The 18068-nt window shown below is 55.6% G+C and carries 14 protein-coding genes and 1 tRNA gene; 7 read left to right on the top strand and 8 right to left on the bottom strand.

All coding sequences use genetic code 11. The features are described from left to right. Positions 1-93 precede the first annotated feature (93 nt). On the top strand, positions 94-1752 hold the full coding sequence (gene ipdC, locus QQF33_RS19400) for an indolepyruvate decarboxylase (RefSeq protein ID WP_285150115.1): 1659 nt from the start codon (positions 94-96) through the stop codon (positions 1750-1752). Here the strand turns inward: ipdC and QQF33_RS19395 are convergent, their stop codons facing one another. Next, the gene (locus QQF33_RS19395) at positions 1753-2988 is read right to left on the bottom strand and encodes an ion channel protein (protein WP_285150114.1); all 1236 of its coding nucleotides are present in this window, start codon (positions 2986-2988) and stop codon (positions 1753-1755) included. It abuts the gene before it with no gap. Positions 2989-3193: 205 nt separating this feature from the next. Here QQF33_RS19395 and glk point away from each other — a divergent pair, with 205 nt between their 5' ends. Next, complete coding sequence (gene glk, locus QQF33_RS19390) at positions 3194-4159, top strand: glucokinase (RefSeq protein WP_282493763.1); 966 nt, start codon at positions 3194-3196, stop codon at positions 4157-4159. A 32-nt stretch (positions 4160-4191) separates the two neighbouring features. On the opposite strand, the gene QQF33_RS19385 is transcribed toward glk, so the two are convergent. Both QQF33_RS19385 and QQF33_RS19380 read right to left on the bottom strand, forming a co-directional pair. Continuing rightward, a complete protein-coding gene (locus QQF33_RS19385; protein WP_282493762.1) occupies positions 4192-4929 on the bottom strand; it encodes a LytR/AlgR family response regulator transcription factor in 738 nt (245 codons plus the stop codon). A gap of 12 nt (positions 4930-4941) precedes the next feature. Further along, complete coding sequence (locus tag QQF33_RS19380; RefSeq protein ID WP_285158441.1) at positions 4942-6639, bottom strand: sensor histidine kinase; 1698 nt, start codon at positions 6637-6639, stop codon at positions 4942-4944. A gap of 384 nt (positions 6640-7023) precedes the next feature. Here QQF33_RS19380 and alaC point away from each other — a divergent pair, with 384 nt between their 5' ends. Next, entirely contained in the window at positions 7024-8247 is a 1224-nt protein-coding gene (gene alaC, locus QQF33_RS19375; RefSeq protein WP_285146812.1) for an alanine transaminase, read from the top strand. Between the two features lie 64 nt (positions 8248-8311). Here alaC and ypdK read toward each other — a convergent pair whose 3' ends face one another. From ypdK to QQF33_RS19355, 4 genes are all read right to left on the bottom strand, one after another. Continuing rightward, entirely contained in the window at positions 8312-8383 is a 72-nt protein-coding gene (ypdK, locus tag QQF33_RS19370; protein WP_099458937.1) for a membrane protein YpdK, read from the bottom strand. Positions 8384-8738: 355 nt separating this feature from the next. Further along, a complete protein-coding gene (gene lpxP, locus QQF33_RS19365) occupies positions 8739-9659 on the bottom strand; it encodes a kdo(2)-lipid IV(A) palmitoleoyltransferase (protein ID WP_285150128.1) in 921 nt (306 codons plus the stop codon). 287 nt (positions 9660-9946) lie between these two features. Then, positions 9947-10018: transfer RNA gene (locus QQF33_RS19360), tRNA-Arg, on the bottom strand. Positions 10019-10093: 75 nt separating this feature from the next. After that, entirely contained in the window at positions 10094-11035 is a 942-nt protein-coding gene (locus QQF33_RS19355) for a formate/nitrite transporter family protein (protein ID WP_285154289.1), read from the bottom strand. Positions 11036-11351: 316 nt separating this feature from the next. Between QQF33_RS19355 and mlaA the strand changes: the two genes are divergently transcribed. After that, entirely contained in the window at positions 11352-12104 is a 753-nt protein-coding gene (gene mlaA / locus QQF33_RS19350; RefSeq protein WP_282493693.1) for a phospholipid-binding lipoprotein MlaA, read from the top strand. A 45-nt stretch (positions 12105-12149) separates the two neighbouring features. Here the strand turns inward: mlaA and fadL are convergent, their stop codons facing one another. Further along, positions 12150-13496, bottom strand: coding sequence for a long-chain fatty acid transporter FadL (fadL, locus tag QQF33_RS19345; protein ID WP_285146809.1), 1347 nt, complete (start codon positions 13494-13496; stop codon positions 12150-12152). A 374-nt stretch (positions 13497-13870) separates the two neighbouring features. Between fadL and QQF33_RS19340 the strand changes: the two genes are divergently transcribed. From QQF33_RS19340 to fadJ, 3 genes are all read left to right on the top strand, one after another. Further along, the gene (locus QQF33_RS19340; RefSeq protein ID WP_282493691.1) at positions 13871-14155 is read left to right on the top strand and encodes a YfcZ/YiiS family protein; all 285 of its coding nucleotides are present in this window, start codon (positions 13871-13873) and stop codon (positions 14153-14155) included. Between the two features lie 248 nt (positions 14156-14403). Continuing rightward, positions 14404-15714, top strand: coding sequence for an acetyl-CoA C-acyltransferase FadI (gene fadI, locus QQF33_RS19335; protein ID WP_285149237.1), 1311 nt, complete (start codon positions 14404-14406; stop codon positions 15712-15714). Next, on the top strand, positions 15714-17861 hold the full coding sequence (gene fadJ / locus QQF33_RS19330) for a fatty acid oxidation complex subunit alpha FadJ (protein WP_285158439.1): 2148 nt from the start codon (positions 15714-15716) through the stop codon (positions 17859-17861). Before fadI ends, fadJ begins: the two co-directional genes overlap by 1 nt. Positions 17862-18068 lie beyond the last annotated feature (207 nt).

The raw sequence follows: 18068 nt of genomic DNA, 5'->3' as shown, positions 1-18068 counted from the left end.
CATTCTTTCCAGCGTCATCTTGTCGCCGTTTCTGGACAGTCATCACGCTTCTTTAATACTCAAAGTGAGGTCAACGTCAGAAGGACACCTGTTATGCGAACCCCATACTGCGTCGCCGATTACCTGCTTGAACGACTAAAACACTGCGGCGCCGAACACCTGTTTGGCGTCCCTGGCGACTACAACCTGCAGTTTCTCGATCATGTCATCGACAGCCCGGACATCCGCTGGGTGGGCTGTGCGAACGAGCTGAACGCCGCCTATGCCGCTGACGGGTATGCCCGCTGCAAGGGCTTTTCCGCGCTGTTGACGACATTTGGCGTCGGGGAATTGAGCGCTATGAACGGTATCGCGGGCAGCTTCGCGGAGTACGTTCCGGTGCTGCATATCGTGGGCGCACCGGGCAGCGCCGCGCAGCAAAAAGGCGAGCTGCTGCACCACACGCTGGGCGACGGCGAGTTCCGTCATTTTTACCGGATGAGTGAGCCGGTGACGGTGGCGCAGGCGATTTTAACGGAGCAAAACGCCTGCTATGAAATCGACCGGGTCTTGTCGATCATGCTGCGCGAGCGGCGTCCGGGGTATCTGATGTTGCCTGCGGACGTGGCAAAAAAACCGGCCACGCCGCCTGTAAACGCTCTCACAGAACGCACCTCTCACGCGGATAGCACCTGCCTGAAAGCCTTCCGCGATGCGGCTGAATCGCGCCTCGCCAGCAGCAAACGTACCGCACTGCTGGCTGACTTCCTGGTGCTACGGTATGGGCTCAAAGATCAGCTGCAGAAATGGGTGAAAGAGACGCCGATGGCCCACGCGACCATGTTGATGGGCAAAGGGATTTTTGATGAGCGCCAGCCCGGTTTTTACGGCACCTACAGCGGCTCGGCGAGCGGGGAAGGGGTGAAAGAAGCGATTGAAGAGGCGGATATGATTATCTGCGTCGGGACGCGTTTCACCGATACCCTGACCGCCGGTTTCACGCACCATCTTCCGGCGGCCAAAACCATCGAAATCCAGCCGCACGCCGCCCGCGTAGGAGAGCGCTGGTTCACGGGCATTCCGATGGCGAAGGCCGTCGAGATCCTCTCGGCACTGTGCAAGCAGCACATCACCAGGCAGGGGACACCGGCCCGACAGGCGCCGCTCACCCATCGGCATCAGGATGAAACCCTCACCCAGGAGAACTTCTGGCACACGCTGCAACCCTTTATTCGCCCCGGCGACGTCATTCTCGCTGACCAGGGCACCTCCGCCTTTGGTGCCGCCGCACTGCGTCTCCCGACCGACGTGAACTTTATCGTGCAGCCCCTGTGGGGATCGATTGGCTATACCCTGGCGGCGGCGTTTGGCGCGCAGACGGCATGCCCGGACAGACGCGTAATTGTCCTGACCGGGGACGGCGCGGCACAGCTGACGATTCAGGAGATGGGTTCAATGCTGCGGGATCAACAGCACCCGGTGATTCTGGTGCTGAACAACGAAGGCTATACCGTTGAGCGGGCGATCCACGGGCCGAAACAGCGCTATAACGATATCGCCCTGTGGAACTGGACGCAGATCCCGCAGGCACTGAGCCAGAACGGTCAGGCTGAGTGCTGGCGGGTAAGTGAAACAGGGCAACTGGCGGAGATTCTGGAGAAGGTTGCCCACAGCGAAAAACTGTCGCTGATCGAGGTGATGTTGCCCAAAGAGGATATTCCTCCGCTGTTGAGCGCCATCACCCAGGCGCTGGAAGCGCGCAATAACGCCTGACTATTTTTTCGGCCGCCAGGCCATCAGCATCGGTTTGCCCGCCAGCAGGAGCCAGGCGGGCAACATCACGATACAGAGCAGCGGCAGCAGGTTGGTATCCGGCACCACTACCACGGCCATGAACAGGCTCAGCCACGCATCGCGCGTCACCACCAGCACAAACCCCAGTATCGAACAGGAGACGGTGATCGCCGCCGGAACCGCATCGACATGCTCATGCAGCATCAGGCCCAGCGCCACGGCGATAAACACCGCCGGGAAAATCCGCCCACCGCGAAAACCGCACGCGGCGGCCACCACCACTGCGGCCAGTTTCACCACCGCAAACAGGAAATAGTCAGACACGCTAAACACCTGGCTGAACGCCATGCGCTGCATCTCATCCAGCCCTTTGAAAAGGGTGATGGGACCGCCAATGGCACCCAGAATACCGAGTAAAAAGCCGCCCGCGCCGAGAATCAGCACCGGGTGTTTCAGCTTGTGCATCAGAAGATGCAGGCGCGGCAGGCACCACACGGCGACCATTCCCACCGCGATGGCGATCGCGGCGACAATTGCCCCGCTAAAGATATCGGCCAGCTGCATGTGTCCGTAGTGAGGGATCGGCAGCGAAAAGTGCGGCTGGAAGAACAGGCTGGTGGTGAGCGCACCGGCCGCCGCCGCCATCAATGGGGCGAAGAGACGATCCCAGAGCGGAACGTCGTTATCGGAGCTCAGGGTTTGCGAGAAAATCAGCGCGGCAGCAACGGGCGTGCCGAACAGCGCACCGATCGTCCCCGCCGATGCCAGAATGGTCCAGTCGAGAGCACCTACGCGCGGCAAAATCCGTGAGCCAAGATAGACGGCAAGAGCGATATTCACCGCCATAATCGGATGTTCCGGCCCGAGGCTCACGCCGCCCGCAAGACCAATCACCAGAGCGAGAATCAGCCCCGGCAGCGCGCCAGGATTCACGGGCGCACCAATCAGCGGCTCCAGCGCCGGATCCGGGCCCGCATGTCCTGGGCTAAAGCGAACCACCAGCCCCACCGCAATCCCGGTGAGCGTTAACATCAAAATGATCCACGACGGAGACGCCACATCAATACCGAACTGCCCGGGAAGCGAGGACCATAAAAACGTCTGCAGCACCGAGGCGACTTTCATCACGACGATTAACACCAGGCTTGATGCAATACCAATCAGTAGCGCGGGTATTGCCAGCAGCAACATCGTTCTGGCGCGGGGATGAAGCATGATGATTTCCTTGTACAAAAGTATTTAGCGTGACTTTGCACAATCAGTTTGACGGCAATAGTGCAAAAGGTGCTGAAACGGTAAAGTTATTCTGTGACGAAGATCGATAATCCTGGGCCACCCGCCTTCAGGCCGTTGTTGTTATCTCGCCTTGAACTTACAGTGTCCCAAAGATTTATTCTGACTTTAGCGGAGCAGTAGAAGAATGACAAAGTATGCTTTAGTAGGCGATGTGGGCGGTACCAACGCCCGGCTGGCGCTATGCGATATTAATACCGGTGAAATCTCTCAGGCAAAGGCCTACTCAGGGCTGGATTACCCGAGCCTGGAAGCGGTGGTTCGCGTCTATCTGGATGAGCATAAGGTCAGCGTAGAAGATGGCTGTATCGCCATTGCCTGCCCGATTACCGGCGACTGGGTGGCGATGACCAACCACACCTGGGCGTTTTCGATTGCCGAGATGAAAAAGAATCTTGGTTTCGCGCATCTGGAAATTATTAACGACTTTACAGCGGTCTCGATGGCGATCCCGATGCTTAAACCTGAACATCTGATTCAGTTTGGCGGGGATAAACCGGTCGAGGGCAAGCCGATTGCCGTTTACGGCGCGGGCACTGGGCTTGGCGTTTCGCACCTGGTTCACGTCGACAAACGCTGGGTGAGTCTGCCGGGCGAAGGCGGCCACGTTGATTTCGCGCCAAACAGCGAAGAAGAGGGCATTATTCTGCAGGAGCTGCGCGCCGAGCTGGGTCACGTTTCCGCCGAGCGCGTGCTCTCCGGCCCGGGTCTGGTCTATCTTTATCGCGCGATTGTGAAATCTGACGGTCGTCTGCCAGAAAACCTGCAGCCGAAAGACGTCACCGAACGCGCGCTGGCAGACAGCTGCACCGATTGTCGCCGCGCCCTGTCGCTGTTCTGCGTGATCATGGGACGCTTCGGCGGCAACCTGGCGTTGAATCTCGGGACCTTCGGTGGCGTGTACATCGCCGGTGGGATTGTGCCGCGCTTCCTCGAATTCTTTAAAGCGTCCGGTTTCCGCGGCGGTTTCGAAGATAAAGGGCGCTTCAAATCCTACGTCCAGGATATTCCCGTTTATCTGATCGTGCATGATAATCCAGGCCTGCTGGGGTCCGGCGCGCATCTGCGCCAGACGCTGGGTCAGTACCTCTGATTCACTTCGCCCTCTTCGTCACGGAGAGGGCGTCAAAAATGCATCAACTGTCTGAACTCTTTCACCTTGCTGCGACTCACCGGCACCTGAAACTCCAGATCCTTCAGCCGTAAAATATAGGTGTTGTTAAACCAGGGCTCGATTTCGCGGATCTTGTTCAGATTGACGCAAAACGATCGGTGGCAGCGGAAAAAGTGCGACGTCGGGAGCCTGGCACAAAACTCGGTGATGTTCATCGGCATCACAAACGAGTCCCGGCGCGTGTAGACGAACGTCATCTTCTCGTGCGCTTCGGCGTAATAAATATCATCCATCGGTGTGACGATAATGCGCTCATCTTTGATCAGATTGAGTGTGTCATTTTCGCGCGTGGCGGCAGGCGCAGGGCTGACTGCCGGGCTGGATTGCTGTCGCCATGCCAGTTCCAGCTTCTGCAGCATGCTGATGATGCGTGACTCCTGATAGGGTTTCAGAATGTAGTCGAAGGCTTCCAGTTCAAAGGCTTCGGCGGCATGCTCTTTCCACGCGGTGACAAACACAATAAACGGCTTATGGGCGAACTGGTTGATGTTTTGCGCCAGCAGTACGCCGTCCAGCGACGGAATATTGATATCCAGAAAAATGGCGTCGACGCGGTTGTGCTGCAAAAATTTGAGCACATCCAGCCCGTCCTCAAAGGTGCCCACGATCTCCATTTTGCTGTGCTCTTTAATCAGCCAGCTTAATTCCTGTTGGGCGAGGATTTCATCTTCCACAATGATGACTTTCATGAGGCACTCCCGTTAAGGCAACAACAGCGTCTGCGTATGAACGGGCAGGCGTTCATTCGGGACGTAAAAAGCGATTTCCGTGCCGGGCTCCAGGCGGCGAATATGCAGCCCTTCGCCATACAGCAGTTTCACGCGGTGATGGACGTTCAGCAGGCCGATTTTATTGCCAGGCATCTCGTTTGACTCGACGCGCGCAATCACGTTGGGGTCGATGCCGTGGCCGGTATCGCGCACCGCCACTCGCACCCGATTCCCGCACTCCGCCACGCTGATGGTCACTACGCCTTTGCCTTTGCACGGCTGAATGCCGTGAACGATGGCGTTTTCCACCAGCGGCTGGATCAGCAGGCTCGGGATCACACAGTGAACCTCTTCATCAATATCGTAGATAACCGTGAGCTTATCGCCAAAGCGCGCCTGCTCAATCGCGATGTAATCTTTAATCTGGTACAGCTCTTTTTTGATGTCGATCTGCTCATCGTCTTTCAGCTCGATGTTGTAGCGCAGGTAGCGCGACAGATTGAAAATCAGCTGGCGGGCGGTGTCCGGATTCATGCGAATCGACGATGAAATGGCGTTCAGGGCGTTAAACAGGAAATGGGGATTGATCTTACTTTGCAGGGCGCGCAGCTCTGCCTTATTTGCCATTTCGCGTAACTGCTCGGCGCGGGAGACTTCCAGCTGCGTCGAGATAATCTGCGACAGGCCAATCGCCATCTCCTGCAGTGTAGAGGTGATCTGATGCGCGTGACAGTAGTAGATTTTCAGCGTGCCGGTCACCACGCCTTTTTCCCACAGAGGAATCACCAGCATCGAGTGAATTTCCGGCGTACGGTGTGCTTCATCATTGTTTTTAATGATGATTTTACCGTAGTTAATCGCCTGGCGGGTGGTGGGGCTGACGGTATCGTCGGTGTTGCGATAGTTGTCTTCACCGACGCCGACGTAGGCCAGCACGTGATCGATATTGGTAATGGCAACCGCGTCGGCATGAATATCGCGGCGAATAATGTCGCACACCTGACGCAGGGATTCGGCGTTCACGTGACGGAACAGCGGCAGCGTTTTGTTGGCAATATCCAGCGCCAGTTTCGCCTGGCGTGCGGCGCTGGCTTCTTTCTCGCCCTCGACGCTCTGTACCAGCAGCACGATAAAACCGATACAGACGGTGCCGAGGATCATCGGAATACCGATTTTGGAAACGATATCCAGACCCAGTTCGATGCTGGGCGCCCAGACGACCACGAGGATCATGGTCAGGGTTTCGCACATCATCCCGGCGACGATACCCGCCCGCCAGCGCTGTTTTTTCGGGATCTTACGGTTAATCCAGCCGGACATAACGCCCGCGATAATACTGGTGATAAAGCAGGGGATGGCCGTGACGCCGCCGATATCGATTAAGTAGCGGTGCGTCCCGGCAATTATACCGGTGATAATCCCGACCCACGGGCCGAACAAAATCCCGCCCGACATCACCGCAATGATACGCACGTTCACCAGCGAGCCTTCGACGTGCACGCCGGACCAGGTGCTGAACAGGGCAAACAGGGAAAAAATCGCCGTGACGGCCAGCAGCTCTTTGGGCGAGTGGGCGGATTTGTGCAGAAGCTCGCGAAAGAGCCGGATGCGGATCAGGAAGAAGATGCAAATCAGCATTAATGCCGCGCGATCGAAGACTGCCAGCAGCATATTGAATGTTTCGTGCACGAGGAAACCTGGGAATTCGGGAAAAAGCTATGATAGAAAACCTGGGGCATAATGACCAGACATCCCTCTGAATAATCAAATGAGGAAAGACCACTTTCTTCAAAGGGGATTGTTTTTTTAGACCCTGTAATCGACGCTTTAGCCTTTTCGCGCCTTTGTATTGTTACTTCATTGATATCGCTGCGTTAAATAAAAGCTGCCGTGGGAACCTTTTTGCCTGAACGCCTTCCGCTTTTTGCCTCAGCAGTCTTCCGGTTTTAGCGTGATAATTTTTTTCGTTTTCCTCTCGACAGCAGCTTTTCAATCAGGCTATTTTCTAAACACGCCACAATCGTGGCAGCGTCGCTCGGACGGTCCGGGCGCTCACGTGAATCTGAGGAATCTATGGCTGAATCCAGTCCTGAACGCCGTTTTACGCGTATCGATCGTCTTCCCCCTTATGTTTTTAATATCACTGCTGAACTGAAAATGGCTGCGCGTCGGCGCGGCGAAGACATTATCGATTTCAGCATGGGTAACCCTGATGGCCCCACGCCGCCGCATATCGTTGAAAAGCTCTGCACCGTGGCGCAGCGCCCGGATACGCACGGCTACTCCACCTCGCGCGGTATTCCGCGTCTGCGTCGGGCGATCTCCCGCTGGTATCAGGATCGCTACAACGTTGAAATCGATCCCGAAAGCGAAGCTATCGTCACCATCGGTTCGAAAGAGGGGCTGGCGCACCTGATGCTGGCGACGCTCGATCACGGCGATACGGTGCTGGTGCCGAACCCGAGCTACCCGATCCATATTTATGGCGCGGTGATTGCCGGGGCGCAGGTTCGCTCCGTCCCGCTGGTGGAGGGAGTGGACTTCTTCAACGAACTGGAACGCGCCATTCGTGAAAGCTACCCGAAACCGAAAATGATGATCCTCGGATTCCCGTCGAACCCTACGGCGCAGTGCGTCGAGCTGGAGTTCTTCGAGAAGGTGGTTGCGCTGGCGAAGCGCTACGACGTGCTGGTGGTTCACGATCTGGCGTATGCCGATATCGTGTACGACGGCTGGAAAGCGCCGTCGATTATGCAGGTACCGGGCGCGCGTGACGTGGCCGTTGAATTCTTTACTCTGTCCAAAAGCTACAACATGGCGGGCTGGCGTATTGGCTTTATGGTCGGCAATAAAACGCTGGTCAACGCGCTGGCGCGCATCAAGAGCTATCACGACTACGGCACCTTTACGCCGCTGCAGGTCGCGGCGATTGCCGCGCTGGAAGGCGATCAGCAGTGCGTGCACGACATCGCCGCGCAGTATAAACGCCGCCGTGATGTGCTGGTGAAAGGCCTGCACGAAGCGGGCTGGATGGTCGAAATGCCGAAAGCCTCGATGTACGTCTGGGCCAAAATCCCTGAACACTACGCCGCGATGGGCTCGCTGGAGTTTGCCAAAAAGCTGCTGCAGGATGCGAAGGTTTGCGTCTCACCGGGCATTGGTTTCGGTGATTACGGCGATACCCACGTTCGCTTTGCGCTGATCGAAAACAGCGACCGAATTCGTCAGGCGGTGAGAGGGATCAAAAGTATGTTCCGCGCCGACGGGCTGTTGCCGGTCGAGAGAAAATCGGAATAAGCAGGATATGCATAAAAAAACAGGAGCCGATTGGCTCCTGTTTTTTTAACTGTATTTTCTTCGCTCAGATCATCAGGGCAAAGGTTCCGGCCCAGACTAATACAATCACCGAAATGCCCATAAAGAAATATTTCACGTTCATCGCTCCGCGCATCAAAGATACGCCTTAAAAAACAGAGTCCAACTGAGTATAGAGAGTTGAAATCAGACCCAGGCGGAAATAAGAATTATCCCGCGAGCTCGCTGACTCCAGCTCAGAATTCTGTGCGTTCCCATTGCCAGACGGCGCTAATGTACGCCTAAATTTGGGGGGTGACAAGAGGCATTTTTTTGTATCATTTCCGTAACTTACGAGTGTCGTGGAACGGAGACAGTTTAATTTCGCAGCGGAATAAATTGCGTTGAGCGAAGGGGTAAATGGACAGTAACGGCGGGTGATTACAGGTGATTGAAAAGGTTAGTTTCCTGTAGAAACTAACCTGATGAAAGGACTAAATATAGAGAGACGACTCGCCGACCGGGCGGGTCTTAAAGCGACGATGCACCCACAGATACTGTTCCGGCGCGCGCATGATTTCGCTCTCAATCACTTTGTTGATGTAAGTCGCGGCTTCGCGCTCGTCCTGTGGGTAATTATGCAGTTCTGGCGAGATAAACAGACGATAGCCCGACTTATCGGCTTTTCTGACCATCGTGACGGTCAGCATGGGCGCACCGGACAGGCGGGAAATCACAAAGGTGCCGTTAGTGGTGGCGACGTCCCTGACCGCGAAGAAGGGGGCAAAACTGCTGCCTTTCCGTCCGTAATCCTGATCGGGCGCGAACCACACCGCTTCGCCTTTCTTCAAAGCGTTGACCAGACCGCGCAGGTTGTTACGGCTGATCATCGCTTTGTTCGAGCGCATACGTCCGCGCGTCTGCACCCATTCCATCAGCAAATTATTGTGCGGGCGATAGGTTGCCATCATCGGCTGACACAGGCCCATTACGCGCCCGCCCAGCTCCAGCGACATAAAATGCACGCCGATGACCATCACGCCGCGATTCTGCGCCTGCACCTGCTGGAGATTTTCCAGGCCTTCGACGTCGAACCATTTGCGCACGCGCTCGTCCGGCCAGAACCAGGCCATACCGGTTTCCAGTAGGGCCATGCCAATGGATTTGAAATTCTCGGCGATCAGCTTGTCGCGCTGCTCGTCGCTGTAATGAGGGAAGCACAGTTCCAGATTTCGGCGGGCAATGGATTCACGACGTTTCAGAAAGAGACGGGAAGCGCTGCCTAAACTTGAACCCAGTACTTGTATTGCGGGATAAGGCAATTGAACGAGCAACCAGAGCAGGCCAAGGCCAAACCAGGTGAGCCAGTAACGTGGGTGGAGAAATGCACGTTCGAATTTGCATTGAGACAAAATTGTGGACCTATATAAAGCCAGAGAAGGTAGCGCAAAGGTTGCGATACTACGTGCTGATTTAGACCGTCGTTCAGGGCGATGGTTTCAGGCCTTACCCAACTTTACGGCGCTGCCTGTCCACTGCCGGGACAAGGCGGGCTGCGTAGATTATCACCCTTATACACTCTGTGCTATGACTTGTTTTCTCGGGAAAATTGTCCGCAGCGAAAAGGTCCACTATCCGGGTTTTCTTAGGAATTAAAAAGGTGATTGTGGGTGTTTCGATGGGGTTAACAATTCGCTGAAAGTGTCCCCTGCAGGAATCGAACCTGCAACTAGCCCTTAGGAGGGGCTCGTTATATCCATTTAACTAAGGGGACGAAGCGGCACGAGTATAGCCTCATTTACACAGGGCGTTAAGCTCGATGCCGCCTGACTGCTTAAAGAGTCGCCATTTAGTGCGTTTTTTCTGGATCCTCATCCTTGTTTTGTCGGGCTTTTTCCTTTTCCTTCAGCTCGGCCTTGCGCTTGTTCGACATATCATTGCGGATTTGCGCATGGCTCAGCAGGGCGAAGATAAAGGTCCCGCCGCAGATATTCCCCGCCAGCGTCGGCAGGGCGAACGGCCAGAAGAAATCACTCCAGTGTTGGGTGCCGTTAAACACCAGGTAGAGCACTTCCACGGTGCCGACGACGATATGGGTGGTGTCAGCCAGCGCAATTAGCCAGGTCATCAGGATGATCACCACGATTTTGGCCGCTCCGGCAGAGGGGAACATCCACACCATAGTGGCTATGATCCAGCCGGAGATAATGGCGTTAGAGAACATCTCCAGCGGGGTATTCTTCATGATGTCCATCCCGATTTTGACGAACGCATCGCGGGTCGGCTCATCAAAGATCGGCATGTATTCGAACGCCCAGGCGGCGACGCCCGTGCCGATGAGGTTCCCCAGCAGCACCACGCTCCAAAGGCGCATCAGCAGCCCGAAATTGCCCCAGGTCGGGGTTTGCATGACGGGCAGCACCGCTGTCACGGTGTTTTCCGTGAACAGCTGCTGGCGCGCCATAATGACGATCACAAAGCCAAAGGTGTAGCCCAGGTTCTCAATCAGAAAACCGCCCGGCACGCCTTCCAGCTGGACGTGAAAAATCCCTTTCGCCAGCAGTGAGGCCCCCATCGACAGCCCGGCGGCGATGGCTGACCAGAGCAGGGCCATCGCATCGCGCTCAAGCTCTTTTTCGCCGTCCTGGCGGATGTGTTCGTGGATCGCCATCGCCCGGGAGGGGAGACGGTCTTCATCGACTTCGATTTTGCCTCCGTGCTGTTTCTCATCGCTTTCTACTTCCAGTTCATCGGTGTGTTTATCAATTTTTTCTGCGTGTAGTTCGTCCATCGGGCACGTCTCGCTGCGTTGTCATAACAGTAATCGTAGCGGTTTTCCGGACATTGCCCGTGGGGATGCTCTTATTTTCCCTGGAATGGCAATAAACGTGATACATCACATTCAGACACAAGATAAAATTACCGACGAAAAGAAAGGTAAAGCCAGGCTATGCTGAGATCAGAGTGATGGCAGATGACTGCCCGTCATTGTGTGCGTGGACATCCAGAAACGTGCTGTTACAATCACTTGCACGATAATCAGCGGAGCGTCAGGCGCTTCGTAACGGATGGCAGTCAACGATAGCCATACTAACAGGGAGAAATATATGAAACTTCGGCTGTCGGCGCTTGCGCTGGGCACCACGCTGCTCGTGGGCTGTGCCAGCTCGGGCGAGCAAACGGGGCGCTCCGATCCTTTAGAAGGATTCAACCGATCCATGTATAGCTTTAACTACAACGTGCTGGACCCGTACGTGGTCCGCCCGGTAGCTGTAGCATGGCGTGATTACGTTCCGCAACCTGCTCGTAATGGTCTGAGCAACTTCACCAGTAACCTGGAAGAGCCTGCCGTCATGGTGAACTTCTTCCTGCAGGGCGACCCGTATCAGGGGATGGTGCATTTCACCCGCTTCTTCCTGAACAGCCTGTTAGGGATGGGTGGCTTTATCGACGTGGCGGGAATGGCGAATCCGAAGTTGCAGCGTGAACAGCCGCACCGCTTCGGTAGTACGCTGGGTAATTATGGCGTGGGTTATGGCCCGTATATGCATTTGCCATTCTACGGAAGCTTTACCGTCCGTGATGACGGGGGTGACATGGTCGATACCCTTTATCCGGTGCTGTCGTGGCTGACCTGGCCGCTGTCGATCGGTAAATGGACCGTTGAAGGGATTGAGACGCGCGCTCAGCTGCTGGATTCAGACGGCCTGCTGCGTCAGTCTTCCGACCCGTATATTATGGTCCGCGAAGCTTACTTCCAGAATCATGACTTCATCGCCAACGGCGGCAAGCTGAAACCGGAAGACAATCCGAACGCCAAAGCCATCGAGAATGAGCTTTCTGAGATAGATAAAGAATAAAAGAAAAAGGTGAGCAAATGCTCACCTTTTTTAATGAAGACGCGATTAGAACGCGTAGTTGAAGTTGGTACCGAACAGCCAGGCTTTACCTTCAGATTTGAAGGTGTACGCCGCAGGGCCTTCGCCTTCGGTGAAGCTGACGTTCTGACCGTGCATGTAAGATGCACCCACGTCGACAGACGCATCGTCGTTAAACGCATAAGTCATACCGGCGCTCAGCCACAGACGGTCCTGATCCGGGATAGAAATGGAGCGTTTGTCAGCCGGAACCGGGCTGTCATCGAACGCGATACCGGTACGGAAGGTCCAGTTCTTGTCGTAGTAGTAGGTGGTACCCAGCGCGATACGATAAGCATCTTTGAAGCTTTCATCTTTATAGAACAGCGTCTGGCCGTCGTTGCCGGTCGCTTTCAGCTCCTGGAACTGACTCCAGCTGGTGTAAGTCAGGCTGTAGTGGATAGCCCACTGTGGCGCAACGCGGTTATAACCAGACACTTCCCACATTTCAGGCAGGTTCAGCGTCAGCGCGCCGTTCTGTGTTCTGCCGCCGGTGCCGGCTGGCAGGCCGGTCAGACCCATGCTGGCAAAGATGTTGCTCAGGTTCGGGTCAATGGAGCTTTTATAGTCGCCGTCGAAGTCAATTTTCACTTCTGAACGGTAGGTAAAGCCCCAGCGGTTGTTTTTGTCCAGTTCATACAGGATACCGGCGTTCCAGCCGAAGCCCCACTCGTCGCCTTTCAGGTACGCGATCTGATCGTCCGGAGAGTTGATGCCATCCAGCATGGAGGGAGGCACCATACCTTGCAGCTGACCCGCCAGCAGTGGGCCGAGTGAACCCGCATAGCGCTCGATTTTCGCTTTCGCGTAGACCGCATCGAAGCCCACACCGAAGCTCCAGTTACTGTCGAGACGATACGCGCCGCTCAGATTCAGGTTGATGGTCTGCAGGTCAGTTTTGCCGCCGTAAATACCGGCCGCGTAGTTGTCGTTAAATTCTGTTGCCAGACCGTAGTTGGAGGTCACAGACGCACCCCAACCAAACTGGTCGTTGATTGGCATAACAAAGTGCATGTTAGGCACCCACGCCACTGGCGCGATGTTGTCCTGGTTAGCACTCTGTCCGGTTAAATTGGATTTCCCGGTGACGTTCACATCCGGGTCGATATAAACGGCACCCATAGAGAAGGTTGGGCGATCAAACATAGTGATCAGCGCCGGGTTACGGCTCACGTTGCCTGCGTCATCGGCAATAGCGCCTTCCCCGGAATATGCACGGCCAAGGCCAGAGGAAGAAAATTCGTTAAGCTGGAAGCCCGCGGACCAGGCGGACGTTGATACGATTGCCACTGCGACTGCCAGCGCAGTCTTTTTGAACAGGGTTTTCTGGCTCATGACCATAACCTCATTGAGTTATTTTTATGCAATATATGTTACATAGAGTAACAGGAGCGCGAAGTGTAGGGTCTGTGGTAACACTTAGAAATCAGACCAGTGGCGAGAGTATAGGGCGGACCAGATGGGATGTTGCAAGTTTGTTTCTGAAGTTTTTCAAAGATGTTTTTTGAAACGAGATCCAGGTGGCAAAAATGCGACCACCGGCACTCACCATAAAGGGTGATTTTTGCGTTAGATCATTTTTTAGTGTGATAACGGTCACTTATCCCCGTTTGCGCCATTAACGGCTGGAGAGACCTTCAGCCAGGGCGTAAAATATCAGCAACGTATTTATCTCGCGCCGTGCGCGAAAACGCAGAGGAACTTGAGCTATGAGTAAATGCAGTGCTGATGAAACCCCGGTTTGCTGCTGTATGGATGTCGGTACCATCATGGATAACACCGATTGCACCGCGTCTTACAGCCGTGTATTTAGCAAACGTTCGGATGCTGAAGAGACCCTGACCGCGTTGACCAAACGCGCGCGCGACGTGGAATCCGATCCGTGTGAAATCAAATCTTCCCTCACAGAAGTGGACGGTGGCGTGAAGCTCGACATCGATTTCGTTTTTGCGTGTGAAGCTGAAACGCTGATCTTCCAGCTCGGGTTGCGTTAATTTTTCCGTAAATATGCCGGGTGGCGGCTTCGCCTTACCCGGCCTACGAAATTGTAGGTCGGGTTAGCGAAGCGCCACCCGACAAAAAACACCTCAAATGCCCCTGCCTGCGCAGGGGCATTTTCTTTTCTTCTCTGTGTCTTACCTCGCAATTTTTCGCTTCCCCGATTGGCTCAATGTAAAAATATGGTTAAAACTGTTATCAGGTCAGACCACTTTGCGCATCAGGTTATTTACAGGGGACTGTTATGAGTCAGGCATTACCGCTCGTCACCCGTCAGGGTGATCGCATTGCCATTGTCAGTGGATTGCGTACTCCGTTTGCACGTCAGGCGACGGCATTTCACGGAATACCGGCTGTCGATCTGGGGAAAATGGTAGTGGGGGAGATGCTGGCACGCAGCGAAATACCCCCTGAGGTCATTGAACAGCTGGTCTTTGGGCAGGTGGTTCAGATGCCCGAAGCGCCAAACATCGCCCGAGAAATCGTGCTCGGCACCGGAATGAATGTCCATACGGACGCCTACAGCGTCAGCCGTGCCTGTGCGACCAGCTTCCAGGCCGTCGCTAACGTGGCGGAAAGCCTGATCACCGGGACTATTCGTGCGGGCATTGCGGGTGGGGCCGATTCTTCGTCTGTTCTGCCGATTGGCGTCAGCAAAAAGCTGGCCCGCGTGCTGGTGGACGTCAACAAAGCCCGCACCATGGGGCAGCGCCTCAAACTCTTTTCTCGTCTTCGCCTGCGCGATCTCGCGCCCGTCCCGCCTGCGGTTGCGGAATACTCTACCGGCCTGCGGATGGGCGACACCGCCGAGCAGATGGCGAAAACCTACGGCATTACCCGTGAGCAGCAGGATGCCCTGGCCCATCGCTCCCATCAGCGCGCGGCGCTGGCGTGGTCCGAGGGCAAACTCGCCGACGAAGTCATGACGGCCTACATCCCGCCGTTTCGTGAGCCTCTCGCCGAAGATAACAATATTCGTGGCAATTCGACGCTGGCGGATTATGCAAAATTACGCCCGGCATTCGACCGCAAACACGGCACCGTCACGGCGGCGAACAGCACGCCTCTGACCGACGGCGCGGCGGCGGTGATCCTGATGACCGAGTCCCGCGCCAAAGAGCTGGGGCTGGTCCCGCTGGGCTATCTGCGCAGCTACGCCTTCACCGCCATCGACGTCTGGCAGGACATGCTGCTCGGTCCGGCGTGGTCCACGCCGCTGGCGCTCGAACGCGCTGGATTAACGATGGCCGATTTAACACTGATCGACATGCACGAAGCCTTTGCGGCACAAACGCTGGCTAACCTGCAGCTGCTAGGTAGCGAACGCTTTGCCCGCGATGTACTGGGCCGCACCCATGCCACCGGTGAAGTGGATGAGAGCAAATTTAACGTGCTGGGCGGCTCCATCGCCTACGGCCACCCGTTTGCCGCCACCGGCGCACGTATGATTACGCAAACGCTGCACGAACTTCGCCGTCGCGGCGGCGGTTTTGGTCTGGTCACCGCCTGTGCGGCGGGCGGCCTGGGTGCGGCGATGGTTCTGGAGGCTGAATAATGGAAACGACTTCCGCTTTTGACCTTAAGGTCCGTCTCGACAATATCGCCGTCGTTACCATCGATGTGCCGGGCGAGAAGATGAATACCCTGAAAGCCGAGTTCGGCGTTCAGGTGCGCGCGATCCTCAAGCAAATCCGCGAAAACAAAGAGATTCGCGGGCTGATTTTTATCTCCGCCAAGCCCGATAATTTTATCGCCGGTGCCGATATCAACATGATCGCCCGCGCCAGCAGTGCGCAGGAGGCGGAGCAGCTTGCCCGTCAGGGCCAGCAGATCATGGCGGAGATCCACGCCTTGCCGATCCCGGCGATCGCCGCGATCCACGGCGCTTGCCTCGGCGGCGGCCTGGAGCTGGCGCTGGCGTGTCACAGTCGTATCTGTACGGATGATGCGAAAACTGTCCTCGGTCTGCCGGAAGTGCAGTTGGGGCTGTTACCCGGCTCGGGTGGAACTCAGCGATTGCCGCGCCTGATTGGCGTAAGTACCGCGCTGGAGATGATTTTGACCGGTAAACAGCTTCGCCCTCGTCAGGCATTAAAGGCCGGACTGGTGGATGAAGTGGTTCCTCATTCCATTCTGCTGGAAGCGGCCGTTGAGCTGGCGTTAAAAGGGCGTCAGGCCAGTCGACACCTGCCGGTCCGCGAGCGGGTTCTCGCGGGGCCGCTCGGGCGCGCTTTGCTCTTTAATATGGTCGGCAAAAAAACCGAACAAAAGACCAAAGGCAACTACCCGGCGACCAGGCGCATTCTTGAGGTGATTGAAACCGGTCTGTCGCAGGGGAGCAGCAGCGGTTATGCGGCGGAAGCCAAAGCCTTTGGTGAGCTGGCGATGACGCCTCAGTCGAAGGCGCTGCGCAGCATCTTCTTCGCCAGCACCGACGTGAAAAAAGATCCCGGAAGCGAGGCCTCACCGGCACCGCTCAACTCTGTTGGCGTGCTGGGTGGGGGATTGATGGGCGGCGGCATCGCTTTTGTCACGGCCAGCAAAGGCAAATTGCCTGTGCGAATCAAAGACATCAATCCGAAAGGCATTAACCACGCTCTGCAATACAGCTGGCAGCTGCTTGATCAAAAGGTCAAGCGCCGCCATATCAAAGCCAGTGAGCGCGACAGAGAGCTGGCGCTGATTTCAGGGTCCACCGACTACAGCGGTTTTCAGCATCGCGACGTGGTGATTGAAGCTGTGTTTGAAGATTTGGCGCTGAAACAGCAGATGGTCGCCGAAGTTGAACAGCACTGCGCGCCGCACACCATTTTTGCCTCGAATACCTCGTCGCTGCCGATTGGTGATATTGCGGCCAAAGCCGCGCGGCCTGAGCAGGTGATCGGTCTGCACTTCTTCAGTCCGGTGGAAAAAATGCCGCTGGTGGAGGTCATTCCGCATGCGTCAACCAACGCACAAACGGTGGCTACGGTAGTCAAGCTGGCTAAACGGCAGGGCAAAACGCCGATTGTGGTGGCGGACAAAGCCGGGTTTTACGTCAACCGGATCCTTGCGCCTTATATCAACGAGGCGATGCGCCTCCTGACCGAAGGCGAGAAGATCGATCATATCGACGAAGCCTTAGTGAAGTTTGGTTTTCCGGTGGGGCCAATCCAACTTTTGGATGAGGTTGGAATAGACACAGGCACTAAAATTATACCTGTGCTGGAAGCTGCTTATGGAGAACGTTTTAGCCCACCTGCAAACATTGTTTCTGTGATCTTGAACGACGATCGCAAAGGCAGAAAAAATGGACGTGGCTTCTATCTTTACGCAGTTAAAGGGCGTAAAAGCAAGAAACAGGTCGACCCCTCGGTTTATGGGCTTATTCAGGCTTCCGGCCAGGGGAAACTATCAGCGCAGCAGTGCGCTGAGCGCTGCGTCATGATGATGCTCAACGAAGCGGCTCGCTGTTATGACGAGCAGGTCGTTAAAAGTGCGCGAGACGGCGATATTGGCGCCGTGTTTGGCATCGGTTTTCCACCTTTCCTGGGTGGCCCGTTCCGCTATATGGATAGTCTGGGCGCGGGTGAAGTGGTGGCAATATTGCAGCGTCTGGCATCGCTTTATGGTCCACGGTTTACCCCGTGCGAACCTTTAGTGCGGATGGCAGAAAATAACCTGCACTTTTGGCCGACAGAGGAAACTGACCTCGTAACTTAAGGTCCAACAAGAGTATATCCAGTGGTGAATGAACCTGTTTTGGCGAATTTGTAAACAGATATTGACTATACTTACGCCATTAAGGTAAAAAACAGCGTTTCATTCATCAGATGGATCAGGCACAATGCCCGGCCATCGGGTTTTCTACCTTTTAGCTGTTTTTGCGGGTAGTCAACGCCGGTGATCCTGGTTAACAAAAGCGGTGCA

This window comes from Lelliottia wanjuensis, from assembly GCF_030238365.1.
Lineage (GTDB): Bacteria > Pseudomonadota > Gammaproteobacteria > Enterobacterales > Enterobacteriaceae > Enterobacter > Enterobacter wanjuensis.
Note: the sequence above shows the minus strand (reverse complement) of the source record. Positions and strands in the feature narration are given on the sequence as shown.

What these genes read in the sequence shown, in the direction of transcription:
- ipdC (WP_285150115.1), top strand. Translation starts at nt 94, where the DNA reads ATGCGAACCCCATACTGCGTCGCCGATTACCTGCTTGAACGACTAAAA.
- fadI (WP_285149237.1), top strand. Translation starts at nt 14,404, where the DNA reads ATGAGTCAGGCATTACCGCTCGTCACCCGTCAGGGTGATCGCATTGCC.
- fadJ (WP_285158439.1), top strand. Translation starts at nt 15,714, where the DNA reads ATGGAAACGACTTCCGCTTTTGACCTTAAGGTCCGTCTCGACAATATC.
- alaC (WP_285146812.1), top strand. Translation starts at nt 7,024, where the DNA reads ATGGCTGAATCCAGTCCTGAACGCCGTTTTACGCGTATCGATCGTCTT.
- QQF33_RS19355 (WP_285154289.1), bottom strand. Translation starts at nt 11,035, where the DNA reads ATGGACGAACTACACGCAGAAAAAATTGATAAACACACCGATGAACTG.
- fadL (WP_285146809.1), bottom strand. Translation starts at nt 13,496, where the DNA reads ATGAGCCAGAAAACCCTGTTCAAAAAGACTGCGCTGGCAGTCGCAGTG.
- mlaA (WP_282493693.1), top strand. Translation starts at nt 11,352, where the DNA reads ATGAAACTTCGGCTGTCGGCGCTTGCGCTGGGCACCACGCTGCTCGTG.
- QQF33_RS19385 (WP_282493762.1), bottom strand. Translation starts at nt 4,929, where the DNA reads ATGAAAGTCATCATTGTGGAAGATGAAATCCTCGCCCAACAGGAATTA.
- glk (WP_282493763.1), top strand. Translation starts at nt 3,194, where the DNA reads ATGACAAAGTATGCTTTAGTAGGCGATGTGGGCGGTACCAACGCCCGG.
- QQF33_RS19340 (WP_282493691.1), top strand. Translation starts at nt 13,871, where the DNA reads ATGAGTAAATGCAGTGCTGATGAAACCCCGGTTTGCTGCTGTATGGAT.
- QQF33_RS19395 (WP_285150114.1), bottom strand. Translation starts at nt 2,988, where the DNA reads ATGCTTCATCCCCGCGCCAGAACGATGTTGCTGCTGGCAATACCCGCG.